General features: G+C 67.9%; 20 protein-coding genes. 7 read left to right on the top strand and 13 right to left on the bottom strand.

Translation table 11 applies throughout. The annotated features are described in order from the left end of the window. Nucleotides 1-559: 559 nt before the first annotated feature. From ACQP2E_RS27580 to sigK, 6 genes are all read right to left on the bottom strand, one after another. Nucleotides 560-901, bottom strand: coding sequence for a hypothetical protein (locus ACQP2E_RS27580; protein ID WP_433825857.1), 342 nt, complete (start codon nucleotides 899-901; stop codon nucleotides 560-562). A 648-nt stretch (nucleotides 902-1549) separates the two neighbouring features. After that, nucleotides 1550-2230 (bottom strand): class F sortase, encoded by a 681-nt coding sequence (locus ACQP2E_RS27585; protein ID WP_433825858.1) that lies wholly within the window; start codon nucleotides 2228-2230, stop codon nucleotides 1550-1552. 73 nt (nucleotides 2231-2303) lie between these two features. Next, nucleotides 2304-3098, bottom strand: a complete 795-nt coding sequence (locus ACQP2E_RS27590) for a hypothetical protein (protein ID WP_433825859.1) — start codon at nucleotides 3096-3098, stop codon at nucleotides 2304-2306. Nucleotides 3099-3109: 11 nt separating this feature from the next. Then, nucleotides 3110-4579, bottom strand: coding sequence for a serine/threonine-protein kinase (locus tag ACQP2E_RS27595; RefSeq protein ID WP_433825860.1), 1470 nt, complete (start codon nucleotides 4577-4579; stop codon nucleotides 3110-3112). Nucleotides 4580-4644: 65 nt separating this feature from the next. Beyond that, on the bottom strand, nucleotides 4645-5361 hold the full coding sequence (locus ACQP2E_RS27600) for an anti-sigma factor (protein WP_433825861.1): 717 nt from the start codon (nucleotides 5359-5361) through the stop codon (nucleotides 4645-4647). After that, on the bottom strand, nucleotides 5358-5960 hold the full coding sequence (gene sigK / locus ACQP2E_RS27605; RefSeq protein WP_433825862.1) for an ECF RNA polymerase sigma factor SigK: 603 nt from the start codon (nucleotides 5958-5960) through the stop codon (nucleotides 5358-5360). The genes ACQP2E_RS27600 and sigK overlap by 4 nt, the downstream gene beginning before the upstream one ends. 122 nt (nucleotides 5961-6082) lie before the next feature. Between sigK and ACQP2E_RS27610 the strand changes: the two genes are divergently transcribed. Continuing rightward, a complete protein-coding gene (locus tag ACQP2E_RS27610; RefSeq protein ID WP_433825863.1) occupies nucleotides 6083-6856 on the top strand; it encodes a class I SAM-dependent methyltransferase in 774 nt (257 codons plus the stop codon). A gap of 26 nt (nucleotides 6857-6882) precedes the next feature. Here ACQP2E_RS27610 and ACQP2E_RS27615 read toward each other — a convergent pair whose 3' ends face one another. After that, a complete protein-coding gene (locus tag ACQP2E_RS27615) occupies nucleotides 6883-7239 on the bottom strand; it encodes a hypothetical protein (RefSeq protein ID WP_433825864.1) in 357 nt (118 codons plus the stop codon). Between ACQP2E_RS27615 and ACQP2E_RS27620 the strand changes: the two genes are divergently transcribed. Both ACQP2E_RS27620 and ACQP2E_RS27625 read left to right on the top strand, forming a co-directional pair. After that, entirely contained in the window at nucleotides 7238-7576 is a 339-nt protein-coding gene (locus tag ACQP2E_RS27620; RefSeq protein WP_433825865.1) for a hypothetical protein, read from the top strand. The two genes, ACQP2E_RS27615 and ACQP2E_RS27620, sit on opposite strands and share 2 nt — an antisense overlap. A gap of 37 nt (nucleotides 7577-7613) precedes the next feature. Then, nucleotides 7614-8177, top strand: a complete 564-nt coding sequence (locus ACQP2E_RS27625; protein ID WP_433825866.1) for a VanZ family protein — start codon at nucleotides 7614-7616, stop codon at nucleotides 8175-8177. A gap of 84 nt (nucleotides 8178-8261) precedes the next feature. On the opposite strand, the gene ACQP2E_RS27630 is transcribed toward ACQP2E_RS27625, so the two are convergent. The 3 genes from ACQP2E_RS27630 to ACQP2E_RS27640 form a co-directional block, all read right to left on the bottom strand. Beyond that, on the bottom strand, nucleotides 8262-9395 hold the full coding sequence (locus tag ACQP2E_RS27630) for an erythromycin esterase family protein (protein WP_433825867.1): 1134 nt from the start codon (nucleotides 9393-9395) through the stop codon (nucleotides 8262-8264). Between the two features lie 124 nt (nucleotides 9396-9519). Next, nucleotides 9520-9699, bottom strand: a complete 180-nt coding sequence (locus tag ACQP2E_RS27635) for a hypothetical protein (protein WP_433825868.1) — start codon at nucleotides 9697-9699, stop codon at nucleotides 9520-9522. A 62-nt stretch (nucleotides 9700-9761) separates the two neighbouring features. Continuing rightward, the gene (locus ACQP2E_RS27640) at nucleotides 9762-11015 is read right to left on the bottom strand and encodes an alkaline phosphatase (protein ID WP_433825869.1); all 1254 of its coding nucleotides are present in this window, start codon (nucleotides 11013-11015) and stop codon (nucleotides 9762-9764) included. A gap of 138 nt (nucleotides 11016-11153) precedes the next feature. Here ACQP2E_RS27640 and ACQP2E_RS27645 point away from each other — a divergent pair, with 138 nt between their 5' ends. After that, a complete protein-coding gene (locus ACQP2E_RS27645; RefSeq protein ID WP_433825870.1) occupies nucleotides 11154-11342 on the top strand; it encodes a hypothetical protein in 189 nt (62 codons plus the stop codon). A 193-nt stretch (nucleotides 11343-11535) separates the two neighbouring features. On the opposite strand, the gene ACQP2E_RS27650 is transcribed toward ACQP2E_RS27645, so the two are convergent. The 3 genes from ACQP2E_RS27650 to ACQP2E_RS27660 are packed head-to-tail and all read right to left on the bottom strand — an operon-like array spanning nucleotide 11536 to nucleotide 13612. Further along, entirely contained in the window at nucleotides 11536-12264 is a 729-nt protein-coding gene (locus tag ACQP2E_RS27650; RefSeq protein ID WP_433825871.1) for a hypothetical protein, read from the bottom strand. 18 nt (nucleotides 12265-12282) lie between these two features. After that, nucleotides 12283-12627 carry a hypothetical protein gene (locus tag ACQP2E_RS27655; protein WP_433825872.1) on the bottom strand — a complete coding sequence of 115 codons (345 nt, stop codon included), beginning with the start codon at nucleotides 12625-12627 and terminating at the stop codon, nucleotides 12283-12285. 46 nt (nucleotides 12628-12673) lie between these two features. Then, nucleotides 12674-13612, bottom strand: a complete 939-nt coding sequence (locus ACQP2E_RS27660; protein WP_433825873.1) for a DUF5995 family protein — start codon at nucleotides 13610-13612, stop codon at nucleotides 12674-12676. Nucleotides 13613-13799: 187 nt separating this feature from the next. Here ACQP2E_RS27660 and ACQP2E_RS27665 point away from each other — a divergent pair, with 187 nt between their 5' ends. From ACQP2E_RS27665 to ACQP2E_RS27675, 3 genes are all read left to right on the top strand, one after another. After that, entirely contained in the window at nucleotides 13800-14135 is a 336-nt protein-coding gene (locus ACQP2E_RS27665; protein WP_433825874.1) for a hypothetical protein, read from the top strand. Between the two features lie 322 nt (nucleotides 14136-14457). Then, nucleotides 14458-14976 carry an RDD family protein gene (locus tag ACQP2E_RS27670; RefSeq protein WP_433825875.1) on the top strand — a complete coding sequence of 173 codons (519 nt, stop codon included), beginning with the start codon at nucleotides 14458-14460 and terminating at the stop codon, nucleotides 14974-14976. A 12-nt stretch (nucleotides 14977-14988) separates the two neighbouring features. Then, on the top strand, nucleotides 14989-15660 hold the full coding sequence (locus ACQP2E_RS27675) for an NPCBM/NEW2 domain-containing protein (RefSeq protein WP_433825876.1): 672 nt from the start codon (nucleotides 14989-14991) through the stop codon (nucleotides 15658-15660). Nucleotides 15661-15673 lie beyond the last annotated feature (13 nt).

The raw sequence follows: 15673 nt of genomic DNA on the forward strand, positions 1-15673 counted from the left end.
CCGGATCTCCCCGGCAGTGTGACAGACTCAATTTGCTGGAGGTTGTCGCCGGCATAAACGGCGTGGACGAAATGGTAAAAACGTGGCTCAAGATGCTTTTATTAATCGCGTTCTCGAATTTTGCGTGATTTCCATTGTCATCTTGGGGTTATCGGCATGCAACCAGAATCCAACAGATCTACCCGATCCGACACCCGGAGTTCCATCCCCGGCCGGCGTAACTACCCCGCCGTCGCCCTCTGAACCGCCTTGCGGCCCGCCTTCCTCCGCGCCACAGGTCGAAGAGGACGGGGTATTGACCGACGATATCTGCATTCCGGATCCCACCTCCTCCGATGGCTGACGCGCGCACACAGCGGACGATCTCCGCGAGCTGGAGCGCTGAAAGCCGCGAGCGAGTGATCCCACCGATCACCTCGACCAAGCCTTGCCGGGCTGCGGTCGTACTTCATTGAAACAAGTAGCCGCGGAGAGCACTGGTCTATCCGCGGCAGCGGACCATCGCTCGGCGTTGGTCATGCCGGCTCTGGCACACAGAACGTTCGGTTGCCCGCTCAACTCATGAAATGCTGCGCAGGCCAGTGGCCTTGCGAGGCCGGTAGCGCGTGACGGCGATGGCGCACAGAAGGGCTGGCGCAAAGCTGATGTAGAAACCGGTCTCTGGCCCGACGACACCGCCGGGGCCGGCGAACCCTGTGGCGGCGCTGATCCACATGAAAGCGACAAGCAGCATTGCAGAACCGAGCAGGAACCAGAAGATGCCTGCTTCGCTCGCATTCCGCCATGCCCGACCCGTGGCCTTCACGGTCGAATTCTCACCACGGCGCAGGACAAAGATGCCCCGGCCGAGCAGGGCGAATCCGCCCAGCCCCGCGATGACGATCTCCACGATGTACTCCACGGAAATAGCTCCGCCCTGCGATGAATATACGAAAAGGTTTTCTGATCATATGGAGCCGGATGCGTCGGACCCGTAAGATGTCGCATGGTTCGGCTCGGAACCTTCGCCGAGGCCGCCGCGCCGCAGCGATCCCCGTCGCGCACGTCGGCTGTCCTGGGAAATTTGCCGGGACGCAAGCGCTCCTCGACGTAGGAGCTCATCACGATCCAGGACTCGTCGGGCGTGTCGTCTCCGCCGCAACGCGAGAACCACGATCAGCGCGGCGACCAACAGCGCCGATACGATGCTTCCACCAACGATCAAGCTGGTCATAGACGGGACTGTATCCCGAACCGGCAAATCATCCTCCCTCGATCTTGCTGGATGAGCCTCAGACCGGTCTGCATGTGGAGCGTCCCGCACCACCAACGCAGTGACCGCTGCCGGGCAGACCACCCGTCGCCCACATCAGTGGCGAATTCGCGCTCGGATGGCGTCGCAGGTCGGAGGACCGGATGGTGGAACAGGTCCACGCATGTCGGCTCGACGACCCACCCCTCGGGCCGGTCGGCGTCGTCCCGCTAATCGCATCGTCTATACCGGGCACTGGCTATGCGGGGAGGGCTACGCGCCTCGGCAGTTCTGCCGTCGAGTGGAGGCGAAAGACTGCTAGCGGGTCGTGGAGTGCAGAGTGGCGAAGACGACGATGTTGTCTTCGTAGTGGCCGGTGCGGGAGTTGAAGTCGCCGCCGCAGGTGATCAGGCGCAGGCCGGCGTGGTCGATCGGGCCGTAGACAGCCTCGGACGGGAATTCGTTCTTCGGGTAACGGGTCGTCGCGTTCACCGTGAAGACGGCCGTGATCCCGTCGGTCCGGGTCACCCGTACTTCGTCGCCGTCGCGCAGTCGCGTCAGCCCCGCGAAGGTGCCTTTCGCACCCTGGTAGTCGACGTGGCCGGCGAGCACGGCCGGGCCCAGGGAGCCGGGTGTGGATGCCCGCGTGTACCAGCCGACGGTGTGGGCGTCGTCCGGGACCTGCATGGTTCCGTCGGTTTGCAGGCCCAGTCCGACCACCGGCACGTCGACACGCAGGCGGGGAATCTCCAGACGGGTCGGCTCCGATGTGGGTAGCAGCTCGCCGCTGGTGAGAGCCGCGGGGTCGCCCGCCGCGCCGGTTGGCACAGCGGTCGCCGTGGACGGCGTCGACGGCGTCGCCGTCGACGGCAAGGCAGCACCCTGCGACGGACGAGCGGGCGCGTCATCGGGGCGGGCCAGGACGAACGCCGCCAGCCCGGTGACCGCCGCGAGCATCATCGCGGCGATCACCGTGGACCGGCGGCGTATCCGGCGCATCACCGTGAGCCCTCGACCCGGCTACCCCGACCTGGACAGCGCATCACCGTGAGCCCTCGTCCCGGGTGTCGGGTCACCTCTCGGCCCGGGGCAGCACGAACGCGCGCCTGCGGCTCACCAGAACCGCACCCAGGGCCACCAGCAGCGCCAACCCGGCGTACCCGGCCCAGCCGGCCACGCCCCGGTTCAGGGTGCTGCCGTCACCTGTCGCCACGCCGCCCACCGGGATGGAGCCCGCCGCCGCGCCGGAGACCATGCCGCACAGAGCCGGGTTCGTCGCTTCCTGCGGGATGCCGTTCAGACCGGCCGCCTTCGCCAGCGTGGACTCGCCGAGGGCCTTCATGTCGTACGCGTCGTTGCCGTTGGCGTCGATGCCGTGCTGGACGATGTGCAGGTCCTTGAGGTGCGCGACGGTTCCCGCGGGCAGGTCGGCGCCGGCGATGGTCCGGTCGTAGGACAGCACACCCTTCGAGTCCGCGGAGGGCATCCGGTCCACGGCCAGGCCGCTGGCCCGGGAGACGTCGCCCTTGGTGGTCAGTGAGACGAAGATGTCGCCGTAGTCGGGTACGCCCTCCTCGGTGCTGACGTAGCCGTCGCCGTCCGTGTCAGCTGACATGGCGGGGCAGTGGAAGTCCATGCCGTCGGCGGATCCGTGCAGGTGCTGGGCGTGCGGCGAGCCGGGGACCAGGCCGCGGGAGCGGATGCTGATCTTCAGGTCGCCGTTGTCGAGGGCGGTCAGCGTGGCAGTGCCGCTCGCGCCTGATTTGTTGAGTTCGAGCAGTTTGACGTGCACGGATTCGCTGGCCAGCGCCGGTGCAGGGAAGGCCAGCACCAGCACCGTCGGGACAGCGAGCAGCAGTCTTCTCATGACGAACTCCTTCAGGATGACGATGAGAACAGGTCGACGAGCCGGCGTTGCAGGCGTACCGACGTGGCCCAGTCCTCGTCGGTGACGGTCCAGCGCAGCAGGTAGGACCGGTCGCCGGTGACGGCGACCAGGACGCGGCGTTCGTGGCGGACGGTGTCCGAGTCGGGCCGCCAGGTGTACTCCCAGTCGGCGCCGCCGCGTTTGAGCAGCAGGACACCCATGCTGATCCGGGTGTATCCGGGCAGGGCCCGGGCCTCGGCTTTCTCCCGGCTCTGCCAGTAGGCGAGCGGTTCGCGGGTGACGACGGCGGCGACGTTCACGGTGAAGGCGCGCCGGCCGGCGGGGTCGGTGAAGCAGACGTTGTTGCCGGCGGCCACCCGCGTCCAGCCGGCGGGCAGTGCCAGGGCGAAACCGGCCGGGTCCCGGGACCAGATCCAGCCGTCGGGCAGCCCGGCCGGGATCCGCGCGGTGGCGGCGGTGACCTTCTCCGGGTCGGGGCCACAGAGTCCGGGCGGAGAAGGCATCGGTACGGCGGACAGCCGGGCAGCCGCCGGACTGCTTTCCGGAACAGCCGGCCGGGCGTCATCGAAACCGCGGCTGGCCGCGGCCGCCCCGCCGATCGCCAGCGCCAGCAGCACCCCGGTGATGATCAGCGAGAGGTGCGGCCGGCGCTGCCGGGCAACGAGCTGCGGCGCAACGACAGGCGCCCGGCCCTGGAACGACCCGTTGCTGACCACGGCCCGCAGCCGCCGCTCGACCTCCACCGCCGGAGGCCTGCGACCCGGGTCCTTGTCCAGCAGTTCCAGCAGCAGCCCGGACAACTCCCCCGCCAGCCGCGGCGGATGCGGCGGCGCCGACAGCACCGCCCACAACTGCGCCTCGGTGTCACCGCGAGCGAACGGGGTGCGTCCCTCGACGGCCGCGTACAGCGTGGCGCCGAACGACCACAGGTCCGCCGGAACGCCCACTTCCTGGTTCGACAACCGTTCCGGGGCGATGAAGTTCGGTGAGCCCAGCCGCGGATCCGGCCCGCCTTCGCGACCGATCGTGGCCAGCCCGAAGTCGCCGAGCACCACCCGGCCGTCGTCGGCGAGCAGCACGTTGTCCGGTTTGACGTCGCGGTGCAGTACCCCGGCGCCGTGCGCGGCCCGCAGCGCGGCGAGCACCTGCAGGCCGATCCGGGCCACCTCCCGGATCGGCAGCGGTGCGGCCTGCTGCAACGACCGGCCGTCGATGAACTCCATGACGATCCAGGACTGTTCGCCACGCTGGATCACGTCGAAGACCTTCACGACGCCCGGATGGTCGAGCCGCGCCGCGGCCCGAGCCTCCCGGATCGTGCCGGCCGGCACGGTGATCTCCTTGACGGCGACCGTGCGTTGCAGCAGCTCGTCGTGGGCACGCCAGACCCGGCTCATGCCTCCTGAGCCGACCAATTCGAGCAGCCGGTAACGCTCGTCCACCAGGTCCACGCCGGTCATAGCTCCTCCCGAGCCATCGACTGACCGGGATTCGGAGCCGGCGTGCCGCCGGATGGGTGATCAGCTCAAGTTAGTTCCACGAGCGCGTCCAGCGGTGCCGAAGGCGTGGTCGCGCCGGGTGCCGCCTCCACGGTGACCCCGACCTGGTTGGCGTCCGGCAGCCCGTTGATGACCTGCACGGCCGTCGACTGGCCTTCACCGAGCGCACCGGCGGACGACGGTGTCCCGGCCCGGATCGTCCAGGTCTGGTAGACCCGGCCGGCAGCCGGCGCGCCGTCGGCGCTCAGCATGATGACCCCGGCGTCCTGCAGCCGGGAACTCGCCACGGTGACCCGGCCGCCGCTGTCGAGGGTTTCTTCCCTCAGCACGACGTCGGGCGCGGTCAGGATGGTTCGGACACGGGCTTCCTGAGCAGCGGTCGCCTCGGCTCGGCGTACTCTCTGGTCCTGGATCGTCCACGCGCCCGCACCCGCCGCACCTGCGGCGACCACGACGGCGGCCGCGGCCGCCACCCACATCCGGCGAACCGGCCGGGCGGAGCGTGCGGCAGGGGCAGAGACCTGGCGGGTGTTGCCGATCGCGGCCAGGACGTTGTCGCGCAGGCCGGGCGGTGGCACCGACCAGGCGCCGTCGGCGAGCCGGGCCGCGGTCTCGCGGAGGTCGTCGGCTTCCAGGCGGCAGGGTTCGCACTCGCGCAGGTGGCGTTCGAAGGCGGCGCGTTCCACGTCGTCGAGCGCGTCGAGGGCGTAGGGCCCGACCAGGGCGTGTATCTCGACGCTCATGCCGGCACCAGGCAATCCCGCAGACGGATCAGACCGTCGCGCATCCGTGTCTTCACCGTCGCCAGGGGTACGTCCAGAAGCTGCGACACCTGCGGATAGGAGTGACCCTGGTAGTAGGCCAGGGTGACCGCCTGGCGCTGCAACTCGGTCAGATCGTCGAGGCAGCTGCGCACCTGCTGGCGTTCCAGCCGCACCGCGACCTCGTCGGCGACCTCGTCATAGGGCGTGTCGACCGACGCCGCACCGGCGCGCACGGTCCGGTCCGCCGCGGCCTGCTCGGAACGCACCCGGTCGACCGCACGGCGATGCGCGATCGTGAACACCCACGCCGTCGGCGAGCCACGCTCCGGATCGAAGCGGGCAGCCGTGCGCCACACCTCCACGAGGACCTCCTGAGCAACCTCCTCGGCCTGCGCCGGGTCACGCAGCACCCGCCGGATCAGGCCGTAGACACGCGGCGTGACCAGGTCGTAGAGCCGCCCGAAGGCTTTCTCGTCGCCGCGCGCGACAGCTTTGAGCAGCGAACCGGCATCCGGTTCGGGGTTGTCCGAGCTCGCGGGCACCGGTCTCAGATGGTCCCGCCGGCCGTGCTCTGCCATGGCACTCCTTCCGTCCGGAAGGTTGTTCGGAGCCGCGGCGCTCGCGGATTGGTCACCATTATTCGGTACGCGGTTCGCAAATGCGCAGCGCTTGATCGTGATGTCGTGCCACGATGCGCGGCATGTCTGTTCGCGCGTTGAGCTTCGGTGCCGTGGCGCAAGCCTACGAGAAGTTCCGCCCGGGATATCCCGATGAGCTGTTCTCCCTGGTGGCTGATTATGCCAGCGGGCCGCCGCCGACGGCTCTTTCGACGGCGTTGGAGATCGGCGCCGGGACCGGCAAGGCGACCCGGTTGTTCGCCGGTCACGGCGTCGCGGTGACCGCGACCGATCCGGATGAGGCGATGCTCGCCGAGCTGCGTAAACACGTGACGGTGCCGACCCGGCAGGCGGCTTTCGAGCAGCTGGAGCCGGGGGCGCCCGTTGATCTCGTTTATGCGGCGGCGGCCCTGCACTGGACGGTGGCTGAGGGCCGCTGGCCCCGGGTCGCCGCGTTGCTGAAACCCGGTGGGGTGTTCGCGGCGTTCGGCAGCCCGCTGGATCTGAGCGACGAGGCGGTGGCCGAGGACATGCGGCAGGCGCAGGCGCCGTTCCTGGAGTCCGCCGGGTTCCCGTCACCCGACGGCACCCCGCCGGAGGCGGAGATGCAGTGGCCCGGCACCGAGCTGCTGGCATCCGAGCTGTTCACCGACGTGCAGCAGCATGTGATCGAACGCCGGTTGACGATGACCGCACGGGATTACGTCAGTCATCTCTCCACGGTGTCGGCGTACCTGGGGTTGCCTGTCGAGCAGCAGGAGGAGGTCTACCGCCGCATCGAGCAGGTGCTGCCGCCGACGGTCGAGCTGACCGCCGACCTATTCGTCCACCTGGCTCGGCGTACGGTCACCGCATGATCGAAGTCGCCCATGGGCGCAGCCTTTCAGGGATTCGGCTGATATCCGCGACCGCCGGGCTGGGTCTCCATCCATTCCTCGTGGAGCAGCTGGACGCAGACCCGGACCGGTTCGTACGTGACCGCAATCAGCAGCAGGGCCGCGGCGCCGACCAGTAGCCAAGCGGCTCGGGGTGTGGTGGCCTGGCGCGCGGCCCGCCACAGGACCCAGGCGGTAGGCCAGCCGAGCAGGGCGGGCAGCAGGTAATGGATGAACTCGTTCAGCTGCGGGTTCACCGCTGCGGTGTAGACCAGGCCGGCGACGGACGGGAAGCCGCACAGCACCACCAGCACGACCACCGCCGAGAGAAGGATCCCGCCACCTTTTGCTGCACTGCGCGCCATGGCCGCGACCTTAGCCATCGCCGCAAAGCTTGGCTCGCGGGTCGGACACCAGCGGCTATTCGAGCATCACCCGCCTCGTCACGACGAGATCGGGTCGCAAGCGATTTACCGCGGTCATCGACTACCGGGAGGCGCCGGCATCTCGGAGGTCACCCATCTGGCCTTCGGCGACCTGGTCGGGCGGGTACGCGACCCGTTCGGCAACGTGTGGTGGATACAGACCCACATCGAGGACGTGACACCGGAGGAGATGCAACGACGCTTCAGCGACCCGGCGTTCACCGGGGCGATGGAGTACGTGCAGCGTCCCGAGACCGGGTTCTTCCCCAGCAGCTGAACCCCGATTGATTTGCGGGGCGGCGTTAGATTGCGGCGTGGTCGACGAATGGCACAGCTGGTTCGGCACGTTCAACGGCGTCGTGCTCCTCACCATGATCGCTCTGCCGCCCGCCGCCCTGCTGGTGTGGGTTCTGGCTCGTCGCCGGACTGCCGCCGGCGATCCGCACGCGTGGCGGAGGTCGGTGGCGGAGGCCGGCATCGTCTACGGGACGGTGCCCTGGATGTGGATGATCATGCTGCCGGGTGATCAGGCCGGTGCCGTCCCCGGCCGGGTGAGCCTGGTGCCGCTGCGGGATCTGGTCACCGTCCTCGGCGCCGGCCCGCTGACCGTAGTCGTGCAGGTGGTCGGGAACCTGCTGGTCTTCGCCGCGCTGGGATTCTTCGGGCCGATCCGGTTCGCGGCGCTGGCGTCGGTCACGCGCGTCCTCCTCCTCGCGGCGGGGTGTTCGGTGCTGGTCGAGGTCGCCCAGTACGCCCTACGCCTGGATCGGGTGTCGTCGGTGGACGACGTGCTGCTCAACACCGCAGGCGCCGGGCTGGCCGCGCTCGCCTCACACCGCTGGTGGCGCCCGCCTTTTCCGATCTTTCGGCTTCTCTGATCTTTTCGACTTCTCCGATCTTGGGGAGTTGCACGGCCACGTGTCCGCGGAAGTCAACAAGATCGACGCCAAGCGTGCGCCGCACTAGCTCTCGCGGGCGTACTTGAGGAAGAGGACGCCGTCGACGGCGGTCAGCTGGGCCGGGTCCAGGGGCGCGTACCCGAACCACGGTGACACCCGGGCCGTGAAGTCGCTGCCGGTCACCGTGGCCGGGTCCACCAGACAGTGGTCCTCCGGGCGGGCGTACAGAAGGCCCTCGATCGTGCCCTCCGGCGGGACACCGACTCCCCTGTGCCGGATCGTGCCCAGGGCGGTGGCGATGAAGGCGTAGTCGTCGGCCAGCTGGGTCTCGGCGATCGCTCCGGCGCTCCACCAGCGCACCGAATCACCGCCCATCCGCATCGAACTCATCGGGCGTTGCAGGTGGCTGTTGTGGGCGGACACCAGGGTCAAACCCCGCGCGGCCAGCGCCAGGAGATTCGCCGCCATCATCGAGTCGCGTACGCCGAGCAGCTTCGCGATCCGGCTCGGCGACGTGCCAGCCATGCCGTGGTGGTACCGCAGCAGCCCGATGGCGGTCCGCCCGTACAGGCGCGCCCGATGCCACTGACCCTGCGCCGCTAATCGCGGTGCCAGTGCCTCGACCAGGGACACCATCTCGTCGGCCAGTACCCGCAGCTCGATGGCCTCGGCGCTCTGCCCCACCGACTGCGAAGGATCCATCATCGCCGCGGGATTCGACCACCGCTCGTCGGCGCCGAGCAGCCGATCAAGCGTCTCCGCCGTGCAGGGGACCAGGTCAGCGGGCAGGACGGCGTGCAGGGCGGTCATGGCCTGCCGCGGGCTCGCCGCACCGGTGATCTCCAGCGGCCCGTCGAAACCGGCGAATCGCACCTGCTCCGCCGCCGGCCGGCCGTCGTTGTGCTCCCGCATCCAGCTCACCAGGTCACGGTTCCCGGCGAAGGCACCCCACTCGTGGCTGAACCCACGCTCCATCACCTCGTCGAGCGCCCCGGCGCCCGCGGTGACGTAGTCGTCGACGACCAGGCCCATCAGGCAGTCGCTCTCCACCGCGACGGTGCGATAGCCCTGCTGCTCGACGAGTTCCCGGAAGATCTCGTTACGCAGGCCGAGCAGATCGTTCTCGCCGTGGGTGGGCTCACCGAGGCCGAGCAGACGCGGCCGGCCGGGGAGAAGACTCGAGAGGGAAGCGTTCATACCCCTGAACGGTATCGCTGAACGTTCAGTGGGGACTTCTCTCCGATGCGAGCAGAAGAATGCGGCACAACCTTCAAAGGCCGAGAACTTCGATGCCGATCGGCTCGGCACCGCTCAGATAGATCTAGTACCGGGCGAGTCTCGAGAACGGCTGGCCTGCTTTGTTGTCGGTGTCGTCGCATTCGGTCCTGCCCTCGGTGGACTGGTCGCAGGCCGGTTCCGACGAGCTGGACGACGGGCAGCCGGCCAGGGCCAGCGTCGTGACGCCGGCCACGGCGACGGCAACGATGATTCGAATCCCCACTGAATCTCCCCCGCCGAGTATGCCTATCGGCGAGTCACGATATCCGTGAGGCGAAACGCGTACTAAAAAAGGGGTTGAAGTATCTCGTGTACGTAGGTGTTCGGGTGCTGGCCGGTGAAGCGCTCCGCACCCGGGCCGAAAGCCGTGACCGGAACTGATTGGCCGGTGTGGCTCTTGGTTGTCCAGTCGACGAAGAACTGGAAGCCGGTGCCGTGCACGGCGAACGGGCCGTCCTCGTCGACGGACTCGTCGGCGGCGTCGACGTCCTCGATCGCCAGGCCCCCGGTCTCGTGATCGCCGGTCACCACGACCAGGGTGTCGCGATGATTCGCGGCGTATGCCCGAGCGACCGCGACCGCCTTGTCCAGCTCGCCCATGGCCTGCAGGGTGCGGCGGGCATTGTTGTTGTGGGCGAACTCGTCGACCGCCTCTTCCTCGATCAGCAGGAAGAAGCCGTCGCGGTCGGCGGACAGGTTCTGCAGGGCCTTCTTCGTCATTGCCGACAGGCTCACGACCGGGCTGTAGATGTCGCCCGCACCCTCGGCACGCTGCTGGAACATCTCCTCGTTGGCGAAGAGGCCGAGCAGTTTGCCCGGGCGCGCGGCGGCGAGCTGCCGCGGCGTGGAGACGTATTGGTAACCGGCCGCCTTCGCCTGGTTGATCAGGTTGCCCTTGGTGCCGCGGCTGCCCTCGGCCGGATCTTCGGCAGGCTGGTCCGGGTACGCGCCAGGGGTGCCCGCCGGCAGCCACCAGTCCTCGCCACCACCGAGGATGACGTCCGGTTTCGATCTCTCCAGGTATTGACGGGCGATATCGTCCTGCGCGGCCCTGTCGACCGCGTTCGAGAAGAACGCAGCAGGGCTGGCGTCGGTCACCTGGGCGGTCGTCACCAGGCCGGTCGCCTTGCCGGCGGCCTTGGCCTGCGCGCCCAGGGTGGGCAGCGGGTTGCCGTCGGTGTCGACGCTGATCGCGCCGTTGTAGGTGGCCACACCGGTCGCCCAGGCGCTCGCCCCGGCGGCGGAGTCGGTGATCGCCGTCTCGGGATCGTCGGGGCTGGTGGTGAGCTGGCCCGAGTACGGCAGCTGATCCATCACCAGCCGGCCGTTCAGACCCGCGTAGTACAGGCGGGCGGCCTCGCGATGGGCGGCGGCCATGCCGTCGCCGTTGATGAAGATGACGTTACGCGCGGCGGGCCGGCTGCGGCCCTGCTGCTCAGCGGTCGCGTCGGTGACCGGGTTGATCAGGGTCAGCCCGGCGGCGGCGATCAGGCCGGCTACCACGGGTGCGGCCAGCCAGCGTGCGGAACGAACCAGCATGTCTTCCCCCTTCAAGGGCCCTCTGGCATCCATGCGAGTAAACGCCGGGAGCCACAAGAACGACAGCTGACACCAAATCCGGTCGATTCGCTGCCGATCAGCAACCCAGCGGAAACCGTACGGATCGGCGCAGGCGCGGTGTTCACACGGTGGGCGGTCTGGGCCACGACGGCAGCCCCGTTGACGGCGACGGCCGGGTGCGTCAGCGAGGAGACCGCCGTCGCCGCCCCGGAGCGCGGCGTCGCCGGGCGCGCCATGCCGACCAAGGCCTCCGAACGGGGGATCGCCGACGGCGAGAACATGGTCAAGCAGTTCGAGTTGCGCTGAATAGCGTCCTCGATGACCTCCGCGGCCGGAGCCATCGCCGACACCGCCCGGGGCTCGTCTGAGCAGGCCCGCGGCGTGTCCGACACCGCCGTCGAGGTGTCGTCGAACGCCGGCGACCTCGGCAAGGGGTTCGCGGTCGTGGCCGGCGAGGTGAAGGACCTCGCCCAGGAGGCCGCGAAGCACTCAGTGACGTTCATTCCACAAACTGTTCCACTGATTCCGATATCTGATCGAGCAGGTGAACGAGACCAGAAGCGACCGCCCCCGACACCGAGACGACATCCCCACCAAGCTCTTGCATGTCCTCCGGTAGATCGTTGATCGCTCCCGGGCCTTGCATCAGCGACACGGCGAGCCCGACACCACTGATGAAGGCACCGAACCGGGAGGGCGCGGAGTCGGTCGCCGGAGCCGCGACCCGCTTAGCGGCGGCGATCCGCCGAGAATTGCTGTCCCACTGCTGAAGCAGAATGCGACATTGTCGCTCCACTTTGATCAACTTGTCCCGCAGAAGGAGTCTGGAGTCACCACCGACCGGGACGATCTGCCGTGACGCGCACCGGTACAGGTAGACAAGGTCGATCGTCACAGAAGGTGGCGGGTCCACACGCGGAGGCGGCCACTCCAGACCACGTAATTTGATTGTCTCGTCGATATGGTCGCCTAACGCCATCAAAAAAGCTTCAGCGACTGCCGATTTCGTCGCGTCGACCGGCTTCGGCAGATGCGGCTGCAACTCCAGCAGGCCGCGGGCGCCGGTTCGCACCGCCCCGAGCACGTCCCGGGCAGCACGGGCATGGTCGGCCGCCCGCCCCGAGTCGGCGAGGATGGCCGAGCGTGCTCGGACAAGCCGCAGCTGAGGAATCACCCAGTTAAGCGGATCACGCGTATCCCACTGGGGCGGGGCGGTGTTCGCGACCACCGCGACGCTGCTCTGTATTCAAGTCGGCAGAGAGGCGGCGATGCTTCTCGCCATCTCAATCTTGGCGGCCGCTTCACCTACAAAGCTGGTCGCTTCCGCGATGTGATCTTTCACGGCTTCCAGCATCACCGCGATCTCGTCGACCCCAAGAGCCGCTGCCTGCCCTTGGGCCTGGATCGCTTCGTCCATGGCCTGCGAACCGACTACGCCGACGGCGCCCTGGAGGGTTTCAAGATCGTAGGAAAGCGCAAGAATCAGGCTCTCAAGGGCGCTGGCCATCACTGAACTCCTGAATTCCCACGGAGATGCGCCGCCAGGGCAGGTGGCTAGCACGTCGCGGTAACGTACATTGCCGACGGTCATGATCGCCATCGTCTTCGCCGGCAACCCCAGTGCTCGCGATGTTCAACTACCCAGCGATTGCTCCGATTCGACGCGCGCCCCGCTGGCGGCGGACCTTGCGCCACACGTTCCGGACCGGGGCTGTCACCGTCAGCCACAGCACCCGCACCACCCCAGCGCCCTTGAGCAGCGTCTCCCCCGCGATCGTCGCCGCCCGGTCCATCAGCGTGCACGCCTGCAGGAAGTCCTTCTCGTTGTCCTTGAGTTCCCACAACCGCTCGGCCTGCTCCCAGGCCCGCGCCCGCGTGGTCCGCACCAGAACCCGCTGACTCCAGTCGTCCAGCTCACCCACACACTTGTCGATCTCCAGCTGCCAGGCGTTCGCGAACCGGCGCCGCAACGGCGGAATCTCCTTGTAGAAGATCCGGTTCACCAGCAGGTAGTCCGGATGCTGCGGCCCGTCACCGATGTAACCCAGCCGCTCCCACGTGGCGATCAACGCCAACGCCAGGTCATGGTTGATGTGCGCGTTGACGCCGAGTACCGCGGCCTCGAGCGTGCTGATCTCCTCCTGGTGCGAGCGCCGGAACAGCACCTCCCAGGCGTCAGGCGTGTCGATGTCCGGCACACCCCACGACGCGAGCGCCTTGAAGTACAGCCGCGCGAACTCGACATCGAGCACCTCGAGCCACCGCCTGTCGGTGACCTCCTTGCCGCCGAGATGCGCCTCGACCTGCTCGGTGATCGTCAGATAAAGCGTGTTGAACTGCCCGATCCGGCTCTTCTCCGGACTCGGCGGCAACTGGTTCAGCAGCAGCTGCAACTCCTTGAGCCGCGCCACCACCCCGGCGATGTCCTCCGGCGGCACCCGGCACGCCTCCGCCATCTCCTGCGCGACCGGCGTCCACCCGTTGACCGCCCCGCCACCCGTGTATCCCGTCAGCTCCTGCCGGCATTCCCGCAGCCGCGCAGCGCTGGCCTCCACCTGATCTCGATCGAAATCCACGCCTCATGGTCGACCCCAGCACCCCCTGTCCACATTCGATTTTCGTCATAAGCCAAGTCGGATTCACGACTTTCAACACCCACCCCAAGATCAAACCCCTTTTTCCGTACGCTCAACCGCGCCGGCGTCCGGAAATCGCTGTCGCCCCGGCGCCGCCCCTCCGGAGTGGAGTGCGGCCGTCGAGACGGTGGCGCAGACGACCGGCTCCGAGCTGACCGATGCCACCGGCGCGCTGATCGTCGGCGGCTCCGCGAACTCCTGGGCCGCCCGGCTGGGCGAGATCGACCCCGTTGAGTTGCTCGAAGTGCAGCTGGTCAACGTGGTGGCGCCGTTTCTGCTCGTCGACCGCCTGAGCCGATCGCTGACCGCACCCGGAACACACCACCGATACGTGGTGAACGTGACCGGGCGCGAGGGCTGCGGTACGTCGTGGAAGCCTCCTTCCGCTGGTTCGGTGAGGACGGCCCCGGCCCCGAACGGCATCCGTACACCTCGGTCAGCACGGCGGCACTCAACATGCTGACCCGCGTCGGCGCACCCGACCTGGCCCGCCAATCGACGCGGCAGCCCGGATCTACCACCCCATCATCAGCGGCGAGTCCGGATCACCGCTGCACGGCGTTCTGCTCAAGAACTACGCCGTCGTCCCCTGGTGATCATTTTCCGAATAGGTGAGATCGATTCGGAGAAAAGGTACCGCCGGTCTCGTCCGACCGTACGACGTGCCCACCCGTGCGTCTGATTGTCACACTGCAAATATTCGGCGAATGTGGGCACTCACAGCGCGTTGTCCATTGTGATCTTCGGACGACTTCATTTTGGCGTGGAATGAGGATGACAGGCCGATGAGTGAGTCCCCCCTGCCCGGAAATGAGCCGGCTCCACCGCGATACACCTCCACACACCAGTGGCCGGGTTACGAAAACCCGGTATCGCCGGTGAATTCCGCCGTCCAGCCTTATGCGCCGGCGGCCCACCAGACCGAGTACGCCTATCCGCCCGCTACCGGCATGCCGATCGTCTCCGCCGGTGGACGGCTCGGTGCGTTCCTGCTCGACGGCGTGCTGATCGTGGTGACGCTCTGGATCGGATGGTTCGCCTGGTCGATGGTGACCTGGGCGGAGGGTCAGTCACCGGGCAAGAAACTGCTGGGGTACGTGGTGGTCGACGCCTCGACCGGCCAGCGGTTCGACTGGGGCCGGATGGCGATGCGTGACTTCGTCATCAAGGGCCTGCTCGGCACGGTGCTGAGCGCCTGCACGTTCGGCATCTACTTCTGGGTCGACGCGCTCATGGTCCTCGGCGACGGCCAGCGGACCCTGCACGACCGGATGGCCGGCTCGATCGTCGTGCGGCAGCATTAGGCGATCACCGTGATGCGTGAGCGGGGACTCGACGAGTCCCGCCGTGCCGGTCCGCAGGCCGAGCCGGACGGCAGGTCGGTGGCGGAGTCGGCGTCGACCTGGATGCAGGTCGTCTTCGGCGGGATCAGCCTCAGCGTGGCGATCGCCGGCCTGGTCATCGCCTATTTCGCCTGGGTACAGCCGAATTCCCCGGATGACGCGGCTGACACGGACGACCCCGGCGCCCGGCCGGTGACCCCGCCTGCGGCGACCAGTCCGGTCGTCACCACGAGCCCGGCCACCGCTCCGGATCCGACAACCACCCCGGGTCAGATCGTCGCGCTCGCCGGCCTGGACGCGGAGATCGGCGGCAGCAACGTCCAGCAGAGCGGGCCGGACCTCACCGTGCAATGCCCGACCGGCCTGTCCACCGACCGGCAACGCAAGATCCAATATGACCTCGCCGGTCGCTATCTGACGTTCACCGCGAATCTCGCCGTCGCGAAAGCGCCGGACGACGACTCGCAATTACAGGTGAAGATATTCGCCGACGATCGGCAATCCGCGGTGCACACCTTGACCAAAGGGAAAACCGCCGGCCTCGACGTGCCGGTCGCCGGCGTACAGAAATTGCGTATCGAGCTGGTCTGTCAATCGCGGGCCGGCGAAATGACCTTCAAGGGTCCCGGTCTCACCCACACATGATTGTCGAAGGAGA

Source organism: Actinoplanes sp. CA-015351 (assembly GCF_050955685.1).
In the GTDB taxonomy this organism is placed as follows: Bacteria; Actinomycetota; Actinomycetes; order Mycobacteriales; family Micromonosporaceae; genus Actinoplanes.